Origin of the sequence: Aeromonas bivalvium (assembly GCF_046078285.1) — a bacterium.
Taxonomy (GTDB): Bacteria; Pseudomonadota; Gammaproteobacteria; order Enterobacterales; family Aeromonadaceae; genus Aeromonas; species Aeromonas bivalvium.
This window is the reverse complement of the sequence record NZ_JBGXBV010000001.1, coordinates 782,789-798,214: the sequence shown is the minus strand read 5'-3', so window position 1 is coordinate 798,214 and position 15,426 is coordinate 782,789. Positions and strand designations below refer to the sequence as shown.

At 63.8% G+C, this 15,426-nt stretch carries 13 protein-coding genes; 3 read left to right on the top strand and 10 right to left on the bottom strand.

Going from position 1 to position 15,426, the window contains the following annotated elements:
* Positions 1–77: 77 nt before the first annotated feature.
* Both ACEUCR_RS03650 and ACEUCR_RS03645 read right to left on the bottom strand, forming a co-directional pair.
* Complete coding sequence (locus ACEUCR_RS03650; protein ID WP_408789028.1) at positions 78–1,049, bottom strand: amino acid ABC transporter permease; 972 nt, start codon at positions 1,047–1,049, stop codon at positions 78–80.
* 71 nt (positions 1,050–1,120) lie between these two features.
* A complete protein-coding gene (locus ACEUCR_RS03645) occupies positions 1,121–1,918 on the bottom strand; it encodes a transporter substrate-binding domain-containing protein (protein ID WP_041998255.1) in 798 nt (265 codons plus the stop codon).
* Positions 1,919–2,395: 477 nt separating this feature from the next.
* On the opposite strand from ACEUCR_RS03645, the gene ACEUCR_RS03640 reads away from it, so the two are divergent.
* Positions 2,396–3,550 carry a GGDEF domain-containing protein gene (locus ACEUCR_RS03640; protein ID WP_041998253.1) on the top strand — a complete coding sequence of 385 codons (1,155 nt, stop codon included), beginning with the start codon at positions 2,396–2,398 and terminating at the stop codon, positions 3,548–3,550.
* Positions 3,551–3,607: 57 nt separating this feature from the next.
* On the opposite strand, the gene rnk is transcribed toward ACEUCR_RS03640, so the two are convergent.
* The 5 genes from rnk to ACEUCR_RS03615 all read right to left on the bottom strand — a co-directional run bounded on the left by rnk (position 3,608) and on the right by ACEUCR_RS03615 (position 8,646).
* A complete protein-coding gene (gene rnk / locus ACEUCR_RS03635; RefSeq protein WP_041998251.1) occupies positions 3,608–4,003 on the bottom strand; it encodes a nucleoside diphosphate kinase regulator in 396 nt (131 codons plus the stop codon).
* 213 nt (positions 4,004–4,216) lie between these two features.
* Positions 4,217–4,939: a substrate-binding periplasmic protein gene (locus tag ACEUCR_RS03630; protein WP_392442319.1), complete on the bottom strand. Its 723-nt coding sequence runs from the start codon at positions 4,937–4,939 to the stop codon at positions 4,217–4,219.
* Between the two features lie 61 nt (positions 4,940–5,000).
* Entirely contained in the window at positions 5,001–5,744 is a 744-nt protein-coding gene (locus tag ACEUCR_RS03625) for a hypothetical protein (protein ID WP_408788092.1), read from the bottom strand.
* Between the two features lie 95 nt (positions 5,745–5,839).
* The gene (locus tag ACEUCR_RS03620) at positions 5,840–7,225 is read right to left on the bottom strand and encodes an alkaline phosphatase (RefSeq protein ID WP_408788090.1); all 1,386 of its coding nucleotides are present in this window, start codon (positions 7,223–7,225) and stop codon (positions 5,840–5,842) included.
* An 11-nt stretch (positions 7,226–7,236) separates the two neighbouring features.
* A complete protein-coding gene (locus tag ACEUCR_RS03615) occupies positions 7,237–8,646 on the bottom strand; it encodes an alkaline phosphatase (protein WP_408788087.1) in 1,410 nt (469 codons plus the stop codon).
* A gap of 243 nt (positions 8,647–8,889) precedes the next feature.
* Between ACEUCR_RS03615 and ylqF the strand changes: the two genes are divergently transcribed.
* Positions 8,890–9,840 (top strand): ribosome biogenesis GTPase YlqF, encoded by a 951-nt coding sequence (gene ylqF / locus ACEUCR_RS03610; protein WP_041998243.1) that lies wholly within the window; start codon positions 8,890–8,892, stop codon positions 9,838–9,840.
* Positions 9,841–10,199: 359 nt separating this feature from the next.
* Positions 10,200–11,348, top strand: a complete 1,149-nt coding sequence (locus ACEUCR_RS03605) for an MFS transporter (protein ID WP_408788084.1) — start codon at positions 10,200–10,202, stop codon at positions 11,346–11,348.
* Positions 11,349–11,478: 130 nt separating this feature from the next.
* On the opposite strand, the gene ACEUCR_RS03600 is transcribed toward ACEUCR_RS03605, so the two are convergent.
* The 3 genes from ACEUCR_RS03600 to dinG form a co-directional block, all read right to left on the bottom strand.
* The gene (locus tag ACEUCR_RS03600; protein ID WP_408788082.1) at positions 11,479–12,375 is read right to left on the bottom strand and encodes a histone deacetylase family protein; all 897 of its coding nucleotides are present in this window, start codon (positions 12,373–12,375) and stop codon (positions 11,479–11,481) included.
* Between the two features lie 90 nt (positions 12,376–12,465).
* Complete coding sequence (locus tag ACEUCR_RS03595; protein ID WP_111873547.1) at positions 12,466–13,125, bottom strand: YccT family protein; 660 nt, start codon at positions 13,123–13,125, stop codon at positions 12,466–12,468.
* A gap of 152 nt (positions 13,126–13,277) precedes the next feature.
* On the bottom strand, positions 13,278–15,350 hold the full coding sequence (gene dinG / locus ACEUCR_RS03590) for an ATP-dependent DNA helicase DinG (RefSeq protein WP_408788081.1): 2,073 nt from the start codon (positions 15,348–15,350) through the stop codon (positions 13,278–13,280).
* Positions 15,351–15,426: the final 76 nt, after the last annotated feature.

The following is a 15,426-nucleotide window of genomic DNA, read 5'->3' as shown; positions in this document are numbered from 1 at the left end:
GACGACGCACCGGGAAGGGGCAGGGGGTACCGATGATGGCAGAACTGCTCGACCTCGGTTGCGACTTGATAATGGGATCAGTTGCTGCGCGCATATTTCACCTCCAGACGTCGCACCAGGAAGGAGAGGGTACCGGTCAGCACCAGATAGAGCAGGGCCACGGTGAACCAGACCTCGAACGGGCTGAAGGTGGAGCTGACCACCTCGCGCCCCGCCTTGGTGAGATCCGTGATGGAGATGACCGAGACCAGGGAAGAGTCCTTGATGAGGTTGATGAACTGGCCGGCCAGGGGCGGCAGCACCCGCTTGAACGCCTGGGGCAGTATGATGTAGCGCATGGTCTGGGCCGAAGTGAGGCCAAGGCTTCTGCCCGCCTCCATCTGCCCCTTGTGGATGGAGTCGATGCCGGCGCGCACGATTTCGGCCACGTAGGCGCCGGTGAAGACGGCCAGCGCCGCCACCCCGGCGGTGAACCTGTCGAGGTTGAGCACGGTCCCGATGAAGAAGTAGACGATGAAGATCTGCACCAGCAGCGGCGTGCCGCGAATGAGCTCCACATAGCAGCCGGCGAGATTGCGCAGGGCCGGGTTGGGGGAGAGACGGGCCAGGCCCGCCAGGGTGCCCAGCAGGATGGCGAACACCCCGGCCACCAGGGAGAGCTTGATGGTGACCCAGATGCCGAAGGCGATGGGACCCGGGGTCCACTTCAGCTGGGTATCTAGCACATCGCCGCGAAAGACGGTGTCCCCTTCGCTCAGGTTGGAGCCGGTGGCGGCGATGGCCTGGCGATGGCTGGCGTCCAGATCGTCTTGCAGCACCAGGGTGCCCTGTTCGGCCACGACGGTGCCGTCAAACTCGGCGTAGTTGTGTTGCTGGGCCTGATAGACGATGTACTGGGGGATGCGTTCCCAGCGCCAGGTGTAATCGACCGATTGCACGGCCTTGTAGATGCCGAATACGGCGAGCAGCATCATCAGCACGAAAATGCCGTGCCAGAGTAGTGAGCTGGGCTGTTTTTCCATCTGCTTGATGGGTCTCGGATTGAGCACAGTCGACAACCTCTTTCATTATTGTGTGGGGTCTGCGTGAGGGGCGCGGTCTGGCCGCGCCCTCGGGAGGTTTACTTGAGCTGTTTCAACCAGTCGTTGGACTCGAACCACTTCTGATAGAGGCGATCGTAGCTGCCGTCGCCCTTGATCTGGCGCAGGTAGTTGTTCATCCAGTTGAGGGTGTCCTGATCCCCCTTGCGAATGGCCCAGGCCAGGGGTTCGAAGGTGAAGGGCGTCGCCAGGTGCACCACGGCCGCCTTGTTTTCGGAGGCGAAGATGGCGTTGTAGGGCAGGTCATAGATGAAGGCATCGACCTTGCCGTTGACCACTTCCAGCTTGGCGTCGTCCTGGGTCTCATACTGCAGCAGGGTGGCTTTGGGGATCATGCGCTTGACGGCCTGCTCGCCCGTGGTGCCGAGCTTGACCGCGATCTTGTACTTGGGATCGTTCAGATCTTGATAGGACTTGATGGCACCCGCCAGCTCCTTGCGCAGCACTATGGTCTGGCCGACGACGATGTAGGGATCGGCGAAGTTGACGCGCAGGTTGCGCTGGGGGGTGACCGTCATGCCGCCCATGATGACGTCGAACTTGTCGGTCAAGAGCGCGGGGATGATGCCATCCCAGGCGGTGTTGACGAACTCCACCTTCACGCCCATCTCCTTGGCCACCATCTTGGCGAGATCCACATCAAAGCCGATGTAGTTGCCCTGCTTGTTGGTCATCTCGAAGGGTTGATAGCCGGCATCGAAGCCGACCCGCAGCACGCCGCGATCCAGGATGGCATCCAGGGTGGAGGGAGAGGCAGTGGGGGCCGCGTTGGCCAGCCCGCAGGCCAGCAGGGTGGAAAGGATCAATTTTTTTATCATAGGTGACGTCTCTGTCGTAAGTGTGTTCGGCCTTGAACCTGCTCCCGTGCGACTCCATGGCACAAGAGACTGCTGCATCCGGCAGCAGGCAAGACAGGATTATTGTCTTGGTCGGGGCGAAAGCCCCATATGAGATTCTATGAATGGCAACTTGAGTGAAAAATGTACCAAAAGTTGATTGTGCCAGAAGACTCAATAAGTTAGTGGGACTTTTTCCTCGCGGCCTTGCTCATAAAACCACAAGAAAACAACATATCTATCTAATGGCGTGGGTTCAAGTGCAAAAATATTCGGCAGGCATGTTGCCGTCACCTGCACAGATAATCCGGGCTCAGGCGGCGCTTTTTTCGGCAACGCAGGGCAGAAGAGGCTGGCTGCGGCCGGGGCGGGGAAATATTTGAGTACGACAGAGGGCTCCCTCTGTGTCTTGTCATGGCCTTCCCATATACTCAGCCATCCCCACAGCAAGGCTCGGGTATGGACACCTCAATACTGCTCAATCTGGATGTATTCACCCTGATGCTGATGGCCCTCGGAGGCTACAGCCTGGGTTTCATCACCCTCTCCATCATCTGGTCGACCCACAGGGAGATCCCCGGTCTCGGGTTCTGGTGGTGGTCCAGTCTGTGCGCCCTGGCGGCCCAGTCGCTCTTCTTCCTGCAGGCGTTCTCCCCCCACATCGCCGGGATCTGGCTGGCCAACCTGCTCATCACCTTCTGCATTGCGCTGATGCCGCTGGCCTTGCAGCGTTTCTTCGGGGAGCCGCCAAGCTGGCGCGCCTTCGCCCTCTTCATGCTGATCTACCTGTTGCTGCTCTGCTGGAGCGTGCTGTTCAACGACGAGATGGCGCCTCGGGTACTGCTGGCCTGTCTGAGCTACATGGTGCTGGGGGCGGTGATCGTCTTTCTCGTCTGGCGGCACGGCTATCCGGCCTACCTGCCCGCCGTGCTGGTGTTTACCGTGGTCAACATACTGCTCTACGGCTTCAATCTGGTGCGGATGGCGGCCCTGCTGGACGGCGAGGTACGGGTGCTGATGGATCAGCACGTGGTCAATGTGCTGCCCTTTCTCTCCATGCTGATGGGCAACTACCTCTCCACCTTCGGGGTGCTGCTGCTCTGTACCCAGTACCGTGCCCTGGCCCTGCGCCAGCTGGCTACCCAGGATCCCCTGACCGGGGTCTACAATCGGCGCGGGCTGCATCACCACCTGGCCCCCTTGCTCGGCAAGGGGCCTGTCTTGCTGGCCATGGTCGACCTTGACGACTTCAAGCAGATCAATGACGGCTTCGGCCATGAGATGGGGGACAGGGTGCTCAGGGAGGTGGGGCGCTACCTGAAGGATCAGCCGGATCTGCTGGTGGGGCGCTTTGGCGGCGAGGAGTTCGTCTTGCTGGCCAATTGGCAGCAGAGTCAGGCTCATGAGCGGTGCGAGCAGCTGCGCCGGGAGATAGCGGCCCTGGAGGTGGACGGGATCCGCATCACCATCAGCATGGGACTGGACTGGCTCTGGCCCGGCGAGGGGTTGGAGCAGGCACTGCACCGGGCCGACGGGGCCCTCTATCGCGCCAAGCGGGAGGGGAAGAACCGGGTCTGTGTCTGGCAAGAGACCCGGGAGTCGTCCCGCCTGTGAGCCTCCCTTGATGGGGCGGGGCGGCCCTCGACCCGGGCGATCCGGGTCGTGGCGGCGTCAGCGGTGCAGTTCGCCCGCGCGCTCGGGCTGATAGACCACCTCCAGAATTTCGACGGCGATGTTGCGACCGGCCGGGCCCGGCCAGTTGATGCTGTCTCCCACCTTGAGCCCCAGCAGGGCGCTGCCCACGGGGGCCAGCACAGATATCCTGGACTCATCCCCTTGCACATCCTTGGGATAGACCAGGGTCAGGCAGAAGGGGGCATCGCTGTTTTGCATCTTGAAGCGCACCGTGCTGTTCATGGTGACCACGTCCGGCGGCATGTCGGCGGGCTCGCGGATTTCGGCGCGATCCAGCTCCTCCTGCAGGGCCTTGTGCTGGGGCGAGTGGCCCAGCAGGGGTTCAATACGGTCCAGATCCAGGCTGGAGATGATGAGATGGGGTGCTGTCATGGCATAGATCCTCATGCAATGGGATGAACTGGGCCACAGGGGCCGGGTTGAATAGCGGATAAAACGGATACAGGTGCGTGCGGCCCCCGGGCGACTCGGGACGAGACGCGGGCGGGGGCTCAGCTGGGTGTGAGCAGGATGGGGAAAATCAGATTGGTTTTCATGGGGATACCATAACCATTCTGCCCTGGCTTGGCAATCGCTGACCCGGACTCAGGGAGCCTGGTAGTCGTATTGCAGCAGGATGCGATCCAGGCTGCCGTCGGCCGCCATCTCGGCTAGGGTGTGGCGCCAGCGCGCCGCCTCCTCGGCGGGAAAATCCAGGTTGGCGGCCAGATAGAGCGGCACCCTGGCCAGGGTCTCCCCCTTGATCAGGCGAGTGAGGGGGAGGCCGGCCTCCTGCTGGGCGTAGCGCATGGTATTCCAGGCGGCGGCCCAGGCCTGGATCCGCCCCCGCGCCAGCTTGTCGGCGTTGCCGCGCTCGGCTCCGACGCTCTCCAGCTCGGGCATGCCCCTGGCCTGCAGCAGGCTGTGGCTGAGGGAGTGGCGCAGCACGCCAATCTTGAGCCGCCTCGCCTCGGCCAGGGTGAGCGGCTCGTCGTGATGGCGCCGATCGCTGGCAAGCACGAAGGACTCCTCGAGCAGGGGGGCTATCCATTGCAAGCGTGTCTCGCGATCCTGGCTGCGCACCGGGGGCAGCAACAAGACCCCGGACCTGTGCTGGGCCTCCACGAGGGCACGGGCGAAGGGCATGAGCTCTATGGTGAGGGGTTCGCGCAGCCGACGGGCCGCCTCTTCGACCACTTCCACCGCCATGCCGGTCGGCGCCCCTTGCTGGGCGCGGATCACATAGGGGGGCACCTCGGCCGCCAGCAGGGTGACGGCCAGGGCGAAGGGACTGGGCAGGGCGAGCAGCAGGCACAGGATCAGGGGCATGGCGCTTCATCTGGGTGGCGAAGGCGTCAAGTGTATCATCTTCGCCGCAGCCAGGCCCTGCTCAGTCAAAGAAGTCGCGAATGTCCCGCTGCTGATAGCCGGCAAGATCGAGCCAGGGGGCCCTGGCCGCGAGCCGGGTGGGGGTGAGGGTCATGCGATAGCTGCGATAGCCGTCCAGGGAGCCGGATTCCACGCTCAGGGGCACCTGCAGGCGCTCGGACCAGAGGATGCGGGTGCGCTCATGGGGGCTCTGGTGTGCATACCAGCGGGCCCCCGCTGGCGCCTCGTCATCGAGGGGATCCATGGTGGCCAGCAGCGCGGGATCGATGAGGAAGCGCACCTTGGCCGGGTTGGGGGTGAAGGCGACCTGGCCATACTCCTCGGGGGGCACGCTCACCAGCTGGTTGTGGTAGCGGTCGGCGTAGCGCAGTTGCAGATCCCCGGGCGCCAGGCTGACCCAGCGGGCCGCCATCTGGTGGGTGAAGTGCTTGTGGCCGGGCTGATTGTCGTGGCGCAGGTGGTAGGCGCGGGCAATGGGCAGCGGGATGAGCCGCTCGCTCCAGATGTGATCGCCACGGCGCTGCCAGCGCTCCTGCCAGCGGCTCTCGCGCACCACGCCGTCGGCGCCCGTGCTGCGGTCCTCGTACTGGATGCGGGCGGCGAGATCCGGCGCCTCGGCCTCAAGGGCCAGGGCCCGGGGGGAGCAGAACAGGGCAAGGCCGAGCAGGGTCAGCAGGAGACCGGCGGGGGCCAGGGTACGGGGCCCGCTGATCCGGGCGGGCAGGGGAAGGGGCGTCTCTCTCATGGGGTCTCTGTCTGGGCTGGTCTGCCGGGGCTCGCCCGGCAGGAATAGAAAGGGAGGAGAGGGCCCCGGCCCGGGACCCTCTCCCTGAGGGCGAGTCAGAGGCCCAGAGCCTCTTTTATCTTGCCAAATACCCGGGTGTTATCCAGGGTACCCTTGAAGCGGCTGCTGCCGGCGCCATCGGCAAACAGCATGACATCGCCGCCGCCATGGGTCTCGGAGCCGAGCTTGATGCCGGTCTCCTGCAGGTAGTCATCCGCCATCACTTCTGTGCTGGTGAGGGTGGGGCGCACATCGGCCCGGTTCGGACCATTGCCGAACACCAGCGTGGTGAAGGGCTTGCCATCCACGTCGGTCTGGGTCGAGCCGTCGCCATTTTTCACCAGATCCAGCACGGGATTGCCCTTGGCGGCATAGCCGTTGATGGTCATGGTGTGGTCATGGTCGGCGGTGACCACGATCAGGGTCTCGTTCAAATCGACCTTGCCCAGGGCCGTCTTGACCGCGTCGTCCAGGGCGACCGCATCGGTGAGGGCCCGCTTGGCATTGGTGCCATGGAGTGCATGGTCGATGCGGCCCCCTTCCACCATCAGGAAGTAACCCTGACCGTTCTGGCTGAGCAGATCGATGGCCTTGGCCGTCATCTCGGACAGGGACGGCTGGGTATTGGCGGCGCCCTTGGCGACGCGATCCAGCTCGTAGTCGAGGTGGGACTTGGCACTGAACAGGCCCAGCACCTTGCCGCTCTCGACCTTGGCGAGATCGCTTTGGGTGGTGACGTACTGATAGCCCTTGGCACCGAGCTCGGCGGTGAGGTCACGGCCATCGGCCCGGCCTCCCTTGTTGCTGGCGCTGTCGTAAGGGGTCCAGTGGTTGGCACCCCCACCCATCAGCACGTCCACTCCGTCCCCCAGCGCGCTGTTGAACCCGGCGCCGCCCGGCACTGCCTGGGCCGCGATGGCGTAGGCGGCATCCCGGTGGCAGATGTGGGAGTAGGTGGCCGCCGGGGTGGCGTGGGTCAGCTCGGTGGTGGTGACGGCCCCCACCGACTTGCCCGCCGCCTTGGCCAGCTCGAGGAGGGTGGGCACAGGGGTGCCGTTGTCGGCGCTGCAGTTGTTGATGCCCTTGTTGCCGTTGGCGTCCTTGGACGGCGCGACGGCCTGGGTGTCGCTGCTCATGGCGATCACTTCGTTGTTCATCTTGACGCCCGTGGTGTAGGCCGCCATGGAGGGGGCCGAGTCCGTGGTCTGGGCATCGTTCGAGAAGGTCTTGATGCGGGCCGTGCGCGGCAGTTTCATCATCTCCAGATTGCCCTCTTCTCCCACCTTGAACAGCCGGGTGGCGGTGAGCACGGTGGGGCCCATGCCGTCGCCGATGAAGAGGATGACGTTCTTGGCGTCGCTGGCCTGGGCCTGGGAGGCCAGGGTCAGGGTGGCCAGGGTCAGGGCGGTGCAGATCTGTGAGGTCTTGAATCGAGTCTTCATGGTGCCATTCCTTAGAGCTGGGCCGCAGCCTTGATCTTGCCGAACACGGCGGTGTTATCCAGAGAGCCATGGAAACCATCCGCTCCCTGACCGATGGCGCCGAGGAACACATCGGTGCCGCCGTGGGTCTCGCTGCCGAGTTCACCCACCTTGACCACCACCTCCTGGTGATAGTCGTCGGCGGAGACGGTGGCATCGTCAAGCGGTGCCACGCTGGCCCGTGAACCGTCGACCCGGTTGTAGCCGTTGCCAAAGCCGATGATGGTGTAGGGCATGCCGTCGCTGTCGAGCAGGTTGTCGCCGCTGACATAGTTCTTCGCCAGCCCCAGCACCCCGGGGTTGCTGTCCGTGGTCTTGCCGGTGCGCTTGGCATAACCGTTCAGCACTAGCGTATGGTCATGGTCGGCGGTCACTACTATCAGGGTGTTTTTCAGCTCGGGATCGGTTTTCTTCACCTCAAGGATGGCGGCCTGGATGGCGTTGTCGAAGGCTAGGGTGTCTTGCAGGGCGCGCTTGGCATTGGTGTCATGCAGGGCGTGGTCGATGCGCCCCCCTTCCACCATCAGGAAGTAGCCCTGCTCCTTGTCCTTGAGCTGCTTGATGGCGGCCAGGGTCATGTCGGTGAGGGAGGGCTCGCTGGCGGGCCTGTCGAGCTCGTACTTCATGTGGCTGGCGCCAAACAGACCCAGCAGTGGCTTGCCTGCCTCGGCTCCCTGCAACTCGCCCAGGGTGCTGGCGAACTGGTAGCCCTGGCCCTTCATCTCCTCGATGAGGTTGCGGCCATCCTCCCGCTTGCCCTTGTCGGCGGTGGGCAGGAAGAAGCTGCTGCCGCCGCCGAGCACCACGTCGATGCCATCCTTGAGGGCAGGGTTGTAGCCGGCGCCGCCCGGTACCAGTTGCACGGCGATGTCCGCTTCCAGATCCCGGTTGCAGAGGTGGGCATAGGTATCGGCCGGGGTGGCGTGGGTGATGCGGGTGGTGGTGACCACGCCGGTGCCGCGGCCATCGGCCTTGGCCAGCTCCAGCAAGGTGGTGACCGGCTTGCCGGCACTCTTGCTGCAGTCGTCCTGCTGGGTTGCCTCGCCATCCATGCTGATGACGCCGTTGTTGCTCTTGACCCCCGTCATGTAGGCCGCCATGGAAGGCGCCGAGTCGGTCACCTGGGCGTCGTGGGAGAAGGTCTTGATGAAGGCCGTCTCTGGCAATGTGTCCATGGTGAGCTCCCCCTCCTCGCCCACCCCGTAGATGCGGGCGGCGGTCAGGGTGTTGATCCCCATGCCATCGCCGAGGAAGAAGATCACGTTCTTGGCGCGGGTGTTGGCCTCGCCCTTGTCACTGCTGCTGTTGTCGTCGTTGCTGGAATGGCAGCCGGCGGCCAGGGCGGCACTGATCATGAGTGCCATTCCCGTCATTTTTTTCATGGGTTCGCTCCTTGTAAAACCGAGGTGAAGGCTAAGGAGTCAAGATGACGGTTTGAATGAACCCAGATGACACTAGTGTTAAACCGGTGGAAAATCCGTTTATCAATCATGTGGTTAATATTGTGGTGCCGTGCCAGGGGGTGCCGATGGGAGGGAGAGTGGCCCCCGGTGAGACAAGAGTCTGTCAATGTGGGGAAAAGCAGGTAAAATGCGCCCCGTTCCGAGCAGAGAAGGTGAGAGAGAATGTCGATTAACTGGTTCCCCGGTCACATGCACAAGGCCCGTAAAGAGATCGCCGAGGTCATGCCCCAGGTCGATGTCATCATAGAGATGCTCGATGCCCGGATCCCCTTCTCCAGCGAGAACCCCCTGGTGCCGGAATTGCGGGGTGACACCCCCGTCATCAAGGTGCTCAACAAGGCGGATCTCGCCGATCCCGAGATCACGGCGCGTTGGGTGGCCCACATGGAGCAGGAGAAGGGGATCAAGGCGCTGCCCCTGACCCAGCAGCAGCCCGACGAGATCAAGAGCCTGCTGACCCTGTGCCACCAGATGCTGCCGGAGCGCAACTTCGACCTGCGCGGGGTGCGCGCCATGATCATGGGCATCCCCAACGTGGGCAAGTCCACCCTGATCAATACCCTGGCGGGGCGTACCATAGCCCGGACCGGCAACGAGGCGGGGGTGACCAAGTCCCAGCAGCGGATCAAGCTCGACAACAACGTCATCCTGACCGATACCCCTGGCTTCCTCTGGCCCAAGCTCAACCCCCCTTCCTGCGGCTACCGGCTGGCCATCACAGCGGCCATCAAGGACACCGTCTTCGACTACGCCGACATCGCCATGTTCGCCGCCGATTATTTCATCAAGGCCTACCCGGAGCGCATCAAGGCCCGCTATCAGATTAGCGATCTGCCCGAGACCGAGATCGAGCTGCTGGAGCTCATCGCCCGCCAGCGCGCCTTCGTGCGCAAAGGGGGCCTGGCGGATCTGCACAAGGCCTCGGAGATCCTGGTCAACGAGTTCCGCTCAGGCCTGCTTGGCCGCATCACCCTGGAGACCCCGGAGATGGTGAGCGAGGAGATAGTGGCGGCGGCCGAAGAGGCGGAGCAGAAGGCCAGGGAGAAGGCCGAGCGGGAAGAGGAGCGCCAGGCGCGGGCCCGTCGCAAGTATGCCAAAAAGCGTCAGAAATAACCGGCATTGTGCCAGGCATCAAGAAGAGGCGACCCCGGGGTCGCCTCTTCAGTTATGGCCTTGATGGCCGGGGTGAGGCAAAGAGTCGCGCATCCAGAAGAGGGGGAGAAGCCCCGGGTCACCTTGATGACGTCGCTCACAGCGGGATGAAGATCCCCATCCGGCTCTATCCCTGCTAGTCCAAGGCCCGCTTGGTCCGTGGCTTCATCCTGTTGCCGGGCAGGCGCTGCAGGGGGCAGTACCGCGGCGCCAGGGCTGTGCCAAGCAAAACCTGGCAGCGGTTCGTTCAGCGCCGATTGACAATGGCTTTGGCGGTGGCATGATGCGCTCGCATTTTGACTCTCCCCACGGTTTTATCCATGACCACATACTCCCGGCCAGTGCTGTCATTGCTCTGTGGCCTGCTGCTGTTGATCCTGGCCATCGCAGTGTTGAATACCCTGGTGCCGCTCTGGCTCGCCCATGACAAGCTGCCGACCTGGCAGGTGGGCATGGTCGGCTCCGCCTATTTTTGCGGCAACCTGCTGGGGACCCTGCTGGCGGGAGCGCTGATCAGGCGCGCCGGGTTCAACCGCAGCTACTACCTGGCGTCAGCCCTCTTTGCCGCCGCCTGTGTCGGACTAGGACTCACCCTGGGATTCTGGAGCTGGCTCGGCTGGCGCTTCATCGCAGGTATCGGCTGCGCCATGATCTGGGTGGTGGTGGAGAGTGCGCTGATGTGCAGCGGCAATGCGCGCAACCGGGGGCGCCTGCTCGCCGCCTACATGATGGTCTATTACCTGGGGACTGTGCTCGGGCAACTGCTGGTCAGCACGTTGCCGACCGGTCTGATGGATGTGCTGCCCTGGGTGACTGGCCTGGTCGCGGCTGCCATCCTGCCGCTGCTGTTCACCAGGATTGCCAACGTGCAGGGTGAGGTACAGGGGGAAACCCGGGTGTGGTCCATGCTGCGCCTGCGTCAGGCACGCCTTGGGGTCAATGGCTGCATCATCTCCGGCATAGTGCTGGGATCGCTCTATGGTCTGATGCCGCTCTACCTGAACCATCAGGGGGTCAGTGATGCCGGTATCGGCTACTGGATGGCGGTGATGGTGAGCGCCGGCATCCTGGGGCAGTGGCCCGCCGGCCGTCTGGCGGACAGGTTCGGCCGCTTGCCGGTACTGCGGATGCAGGTGCTGGTGGTCATTCTGGGCGCCTTGGCGATGCTCGGCGCTGTCGGGATGGGCCCGGCGCTCTTCATCCTGGGCGCCGCCGGTTTTACCCTCTATCCGGTGGCCATGGCCTGGGCCTGCGAGAAGGTCGAGCAACATCAACTGGTGGCGATGAATCAGGCGCTGCTGCTGAGCTACACCCTGGGCAGCCTGCTCGGCCCTGCCTATACCGCGCTCTTGATGCAACACTACTCGGACCATCTGCTGTTTATCATGATCGCCAGCGTCTCCTTCATCTATCTGCTGATGCTGCGGCGCCCCATGGGGGAACATCCGACGCCGGTGGCCCATGTCTGATGAACAGGCGAAGGCCCATGTCCTGACGGGGCTCAGGTGATCGGCTTCGAATGGCCTGATGGTGCCAGATAACAACAAGGCGGCCCCGGGGCCGCCTTGTTGTTATCTGGGGCTGGCGAGGGGGAAGGCGCTAGCCATGGCGTTTTTTCGCCTCTTCGAACAGGGAGAGGTGCAACGGGATCAACTGCCGCCAGTCACGGCGATAACCGCCTCCCGGGACGGCGGCGATGGGCAGGCCGTGGCTTATCGCACAGTCAAACACCATGGCGTCCCGCTGGCGCACCCCGGCGTCGCTCAGGGAGAGGTAGCCGAGCTCGTCGGCCTGGTGCACGTCGACCCCGGCCTGATAGAGGATGAGGTCGGGGCGGTAGAGGCGCAGTGCCAGAGAGAGCGCCTGGGCCAGGGTCTCGAGGTAGGCGTCGTCCTCCATGCCGCTTGGCAGGGCAAAGTCCAGGTGGGAGGCGGGCTTGTGGTGGGGGAAGTTGTGCTCGCCGTGCAGGGAGAGGGTGATGATGTCCCGGTTTCCCGTGCACAGGGCGGCGCTGCCATCCCCTTGATGGACATCGAGATCCACGATGAGCACCTGCTCGCAGCGCCCCTCGTCGAGGCAGGCCCTGGCCGCGATCACCAGATCGTTGAACAGGCAGAAGCCGCTGCCAAAGTCCCGATGGGCGTGGTGATAGCCGCCGGAGATCTGCAGGCCGCAGCCCTGCTCGAGGGCGTGGCGGCTGGCGGCCAGGGTGGCCCCGACCGAGCGCAAGGTGCGCTCAATCAGCATGGGTGACCAGGGGAAGCCGAGTCTTCGGATGGCACCCTCATCCAGGGTGCCGGCAAGGGCCGCTGCCACATAGTCGGCGTCGTGGACCCGTGTTATCTGCTCGCGGCTCGCGGCAGGGGCCTCTGCCAGCGGATAGCCCAGTGCTGCCAGATGCTGGTAGAGCGCCTGGTACTTGGCCAGGGGGAAGCGGTGACGCTCGGGCAGCGTCAGGGAGGAGTAATGGGGGTGGTAGAAGATGCGCAGGGACATGGTTATCGGCCTGAACTGAAATGAAAAAAGGGGAGCCTGGCTCCCCTTTTTTCATAAAGCGACTCTTGCATAAAGCGACGCGCTGCGCCCTTATTGCTGCTGGATCACCCAGATCTGGAAGGCTTTGCGCGTCTCTGCGTCAGCCTTGTTGTACCAGCTTTGCAGCTGGGTCAGGGCTTCCGGGTTGCTCAGGGCCTTGCTCGGGGCCACCTGGACAGGGGCGCTGGCGGCGGCCATGACGGCGGCGGTGGAGACGGCGACCGTGGTCGGCTGGTTGAAGGCCTTGCCCATGGCGATCAGCTCCTGCTGATAGTCACGGGTCAGTTGGAACCCTTCAACCTTGGGCAGCACGAACTGCTCGCTCTTGACGGGCTGACCGCTCACCTTGTCCTTGAGTACCACTTGCTGGGTCTTGATGAACTGCTGCGCTTCGGCTTCGTTGCGCGGCTTCTTGTAGTCCAGGGTCAGGCGCTGGTTGTCTTCGGCGGTGAAGTTGATGACCAGGGGCTCTGCGGTCACGAACTTGGTGTCGCTGCGGCTGGAGTAGTTGCCTTCGAAGGCGACCACCAGCTGATGATCCCCCGCCTCAAGCGGGAAGCTGTTGGATTTGTCGAGCAGTTTGGGATTGATAGAGGCGCCATCGATCAACTGCACCACATAGGGTGGGGTGACTTCCAATTGGACATTGGCCAGGGCGCTGCCGGCCCACAACAGACCAGCCAGAGCCGGCACCAGAACAGTCAGTTTCATTTCTTCTCCTTGAACAGTCAGGCGATGGCCTGCTGAAAACAGGGGCCATTTTTACAGGTTTGGCCGTGGGCGGCAATAGCCAAGGGGTGCCGATTCGAGCCCGGGCCGGGCCTCCTCTATTCCTCTGTTTCTCAATAGCGGGGCGGCCGCCGTCACTCGATGCGGCGGGTGAAGGGCGGCAGGGCATCGAGCAGCCCCTTGCCGTAACGCTTGGTGAGCAGGCGGCGATCGAGAATGGTCACCCGGCCCAGATCCGTCTCCTTGCGGATGAGACGGCCGCAGGCCTGGATCAGCTTGCGGGACGCCTCCGGCACTGTCAGCTGGAGGAAGGGGTTGCCGCCGCGCTGCTCGACCCATTCGGCGGTCGCCTCTTCCACCGGGGAGTTGGGCACCGCAAACGGGAGCTTGGTGATCACCAGGTTGGTGAGGTAATGGCCGGGCAGGTCCAGCCCTTCCGAGAAGCTGCCGGTGCCGAACAAGATGCTGGCCTGGCCGCCGTCGCATTTCTGCTTGTGCAGGGTCAGCAGGGCATGGCGCGACGCCTCCCCCTGCACCAGCAAAGAGAGCCCCTTGGCCCTCACCCCCTGGGCGACCTCGTTCATCTGCCGGTAGGAGGAAAACAGCACCAGGCTCGCCTCCTTGCCGGCCACCAGCCGAGGTAACACCTCGACAAGCTCCTGGGTGAAGCCGGGGGCGCCAGGGTCATTGGCCATCCTGGGCAGGTAGAGCTCCGCCCTCTGGTAGTCGAAGGGAGAGCGCAGGCGCAGGTAGCGGGTGCCGTCGTGCTCCTTGAGCCCCACCTGATGACGAAAGTAGCTGAAAGAGGAGAGGGCGGTGAGAGTGGCCGAGACCAGCACGGCGCCGATGCAGCGGGACCAGAGCCACTCCTCCAGCAGATAGCCGACCTCGATGGGGGAGGCGTGCAGCCAGGTGTCCCCATCTTCGCCTCTGACCATCCAGCGGGCCAGGGGGGTCTTGCCCTCGGGAACATGGCGACCCAGCATCTCCCACAGGGCGGTGAAACTCTCCAGCCGCTGCAGGTGAAAGCCGGTCTCGGCCAGCAGGGGTTCGGCCTCCTTGCGGCGGATCTCGCCATCTTTGAGGGCCTCGCCGATGGCGCCCTGCATCCTGTCCAGCGCCCGCAACGCCTTCTTGCTCGCCTCTTTCAGGTTTTCGGCCAGCATGGGCAGCGGATCGGGCAGTATCCCGCCCTCGAACCTGTGCTGTCCCTCCGTGCTCAGCAAGCCCTCGTGGGCGGCGAGCCACTGCTCGAGGGCCTTGAGATCCGGTTGCAGGGAAGCGAGCGCGTCTTGCAGCTTGAGCTGGGGATCGAGCAGGCTCTCCTTGTTGAGGGCCCGGGCCAGCTTGCCGCTGCTCTGGGCCAGCTTCTCCAGCCAGCGGCGGGATCCCTTGATGTTGGCGCTGGCGGCGCCGTGATCCCGGGCTATGGTGGGCAGGTGATGGGCCTCGTCGAGCACATAGAGGCACTCGTCCGGGCTCGGCAGAATGATGCCCCCTCCCATGGTGAGGTCGGAAAGCAGCAGGGCATGATTGACCACCAGCACATCGGCCGCCTCCATGTCGTTCCTGGCGCGATGAAACGGGCAGTGCTGATGGTGACTCAGCGCCTTGTTGCAGGTGTGGCGGTCGGCGGCGATGCGCAGCCAGCCCGGATCCGGAATGGGGTCTGGCCAGTTGTCCCTGTCTCCGTCCCACTTGCCGTCGGTGTAGGCCTGCCACAGGGCCTGGTAGAGGCGCTGATCTCCGGCACTTGGCTTGTGTTTGCTCAAGGCCTCGAAGTCGAACTCGAAGTTGCTCATGTCGGCGCCGCTGGCCGCCTGCTCCAGCAGGTGCTCGCAGCAGTAACGCTGGCGCCCCTTGACCAGCATGAAGCGAAACGGCAGCTCGCTGTGGCGATGATAGAAGGGCAGATCCTTGTGGATCAGCTGCTCTTGCAACGCCACAGTGGCGGTGGAAATGATGAGCTTCTTCTGGGTGAGCCGCGCCACCGGGATGGCGCCCTGGGCATAGGAGAGGGATTTGCCTATCCCGGTGCCCGCTTCGGCCACCAGGATGCGGCGAGACCTGTCGTACTCCCCGGTGAGGGTCTTGGCTATCTCGGCCACCAGGAAGTTCTGCTCCCTGCGGGGCATAAAGCCGGGCAGGCCGTCGGCTATCTGGCGATAGGTGGCGCGAATACTGGCTTTGAGACGGGTCGATAACATGGATTGGCAGATCATGGCTGGGGTTGGGGTGACAGGATACCCGCAACCCGGCGCCCGGGTCGAGGCAGGGATGAGA

Bases quoted from the DNA above. Each gene is read 5' to 3' on its own strand.
- ACEUCR_RS03645 (WP_041998255.1), bottom strand. From the start codon at position 1,918: ATGATAAAAAAATTGATCCTTTCCACCCTGCTGGCCTGCGGGCTGGCC.
- ACEUCR_RS03640 (WP_041998253.1), top strand. From the start codon at position 2,396: ATGGACACCTCAATACTGCTCAATCTGGATGTATTCACCCTGATGCTG.
- rnk (WP_041998251.1), bottom strand. From the start codon at position 4,003: ATGACAGCACCCCATCTCATCATCTCCAGCCTGGATCTGGACCGTATT.
- ACEUCR_RS03630 (WP_392442319.1), bottom strand. From the start codon at position 4,939: ATGCCCCTGATCCTGTGCCTGCTGCTCGCCCTGCCCAGTCCCTTCGCC.
- ACEUCR_RS03625 (WP_408788092.1), bottom strand. From the start codon at position 5,744: ATGAGAGAGACGCCCCTTCCCCTGCCCGCCCGGATCAGCGGGCCCCGT.
- ACEUCR_RS03620 (WP_408788090.1), bottom strand. From the start codon at position 7,225: ATGAAGACTCGATTCAAGACCTCACAGATCTGCACCGCCCTGACCCTG.
- ACEUCR_RS03615 (WP_408788087.1), bottom strand. From the start codon at position 8,646: ATGAAAAAAATGACGGGAATGGCACTCATGATCAGTGCCGCCCTGGCC.
- ylqF (WP_041998243.1), top strand. From the start codon at position 8,890: ATGTCGATTAACTGGTTCCCCGGTCACATGCACAAGGCCCGTAAAGAG.
- ACEUCR_RS03605 (WP_408788084.1), top strand. From the start codon at position 10,200: ATGACCACATACTCCCGGCCAGTGCTGTCATTGCTCTGTGGCCTGCTG.
- ACEUCR_RS03600 (WP_408788082.1), bottom strand. From the start codon at position 12,375: ATGTCCCTGCGCATCTTCTACCACCCCCATTACTCCTCCCTGACGCTG.
- ACEUCR_RS03595 (WP_111873547.1), bottom strand. From the start codon at position 13,125: ATGAAACTGACTGTTCTGGTGCCGGCTCTGGCTGGTCTGTTGTGGGCC.
- dinG (WP_408788081.1), bottom strand. From the start codon at position 15,350: ATGTTATCGACCCGTCTCAAAGCCAGTATTCGCGCCACCTATCGCCAG.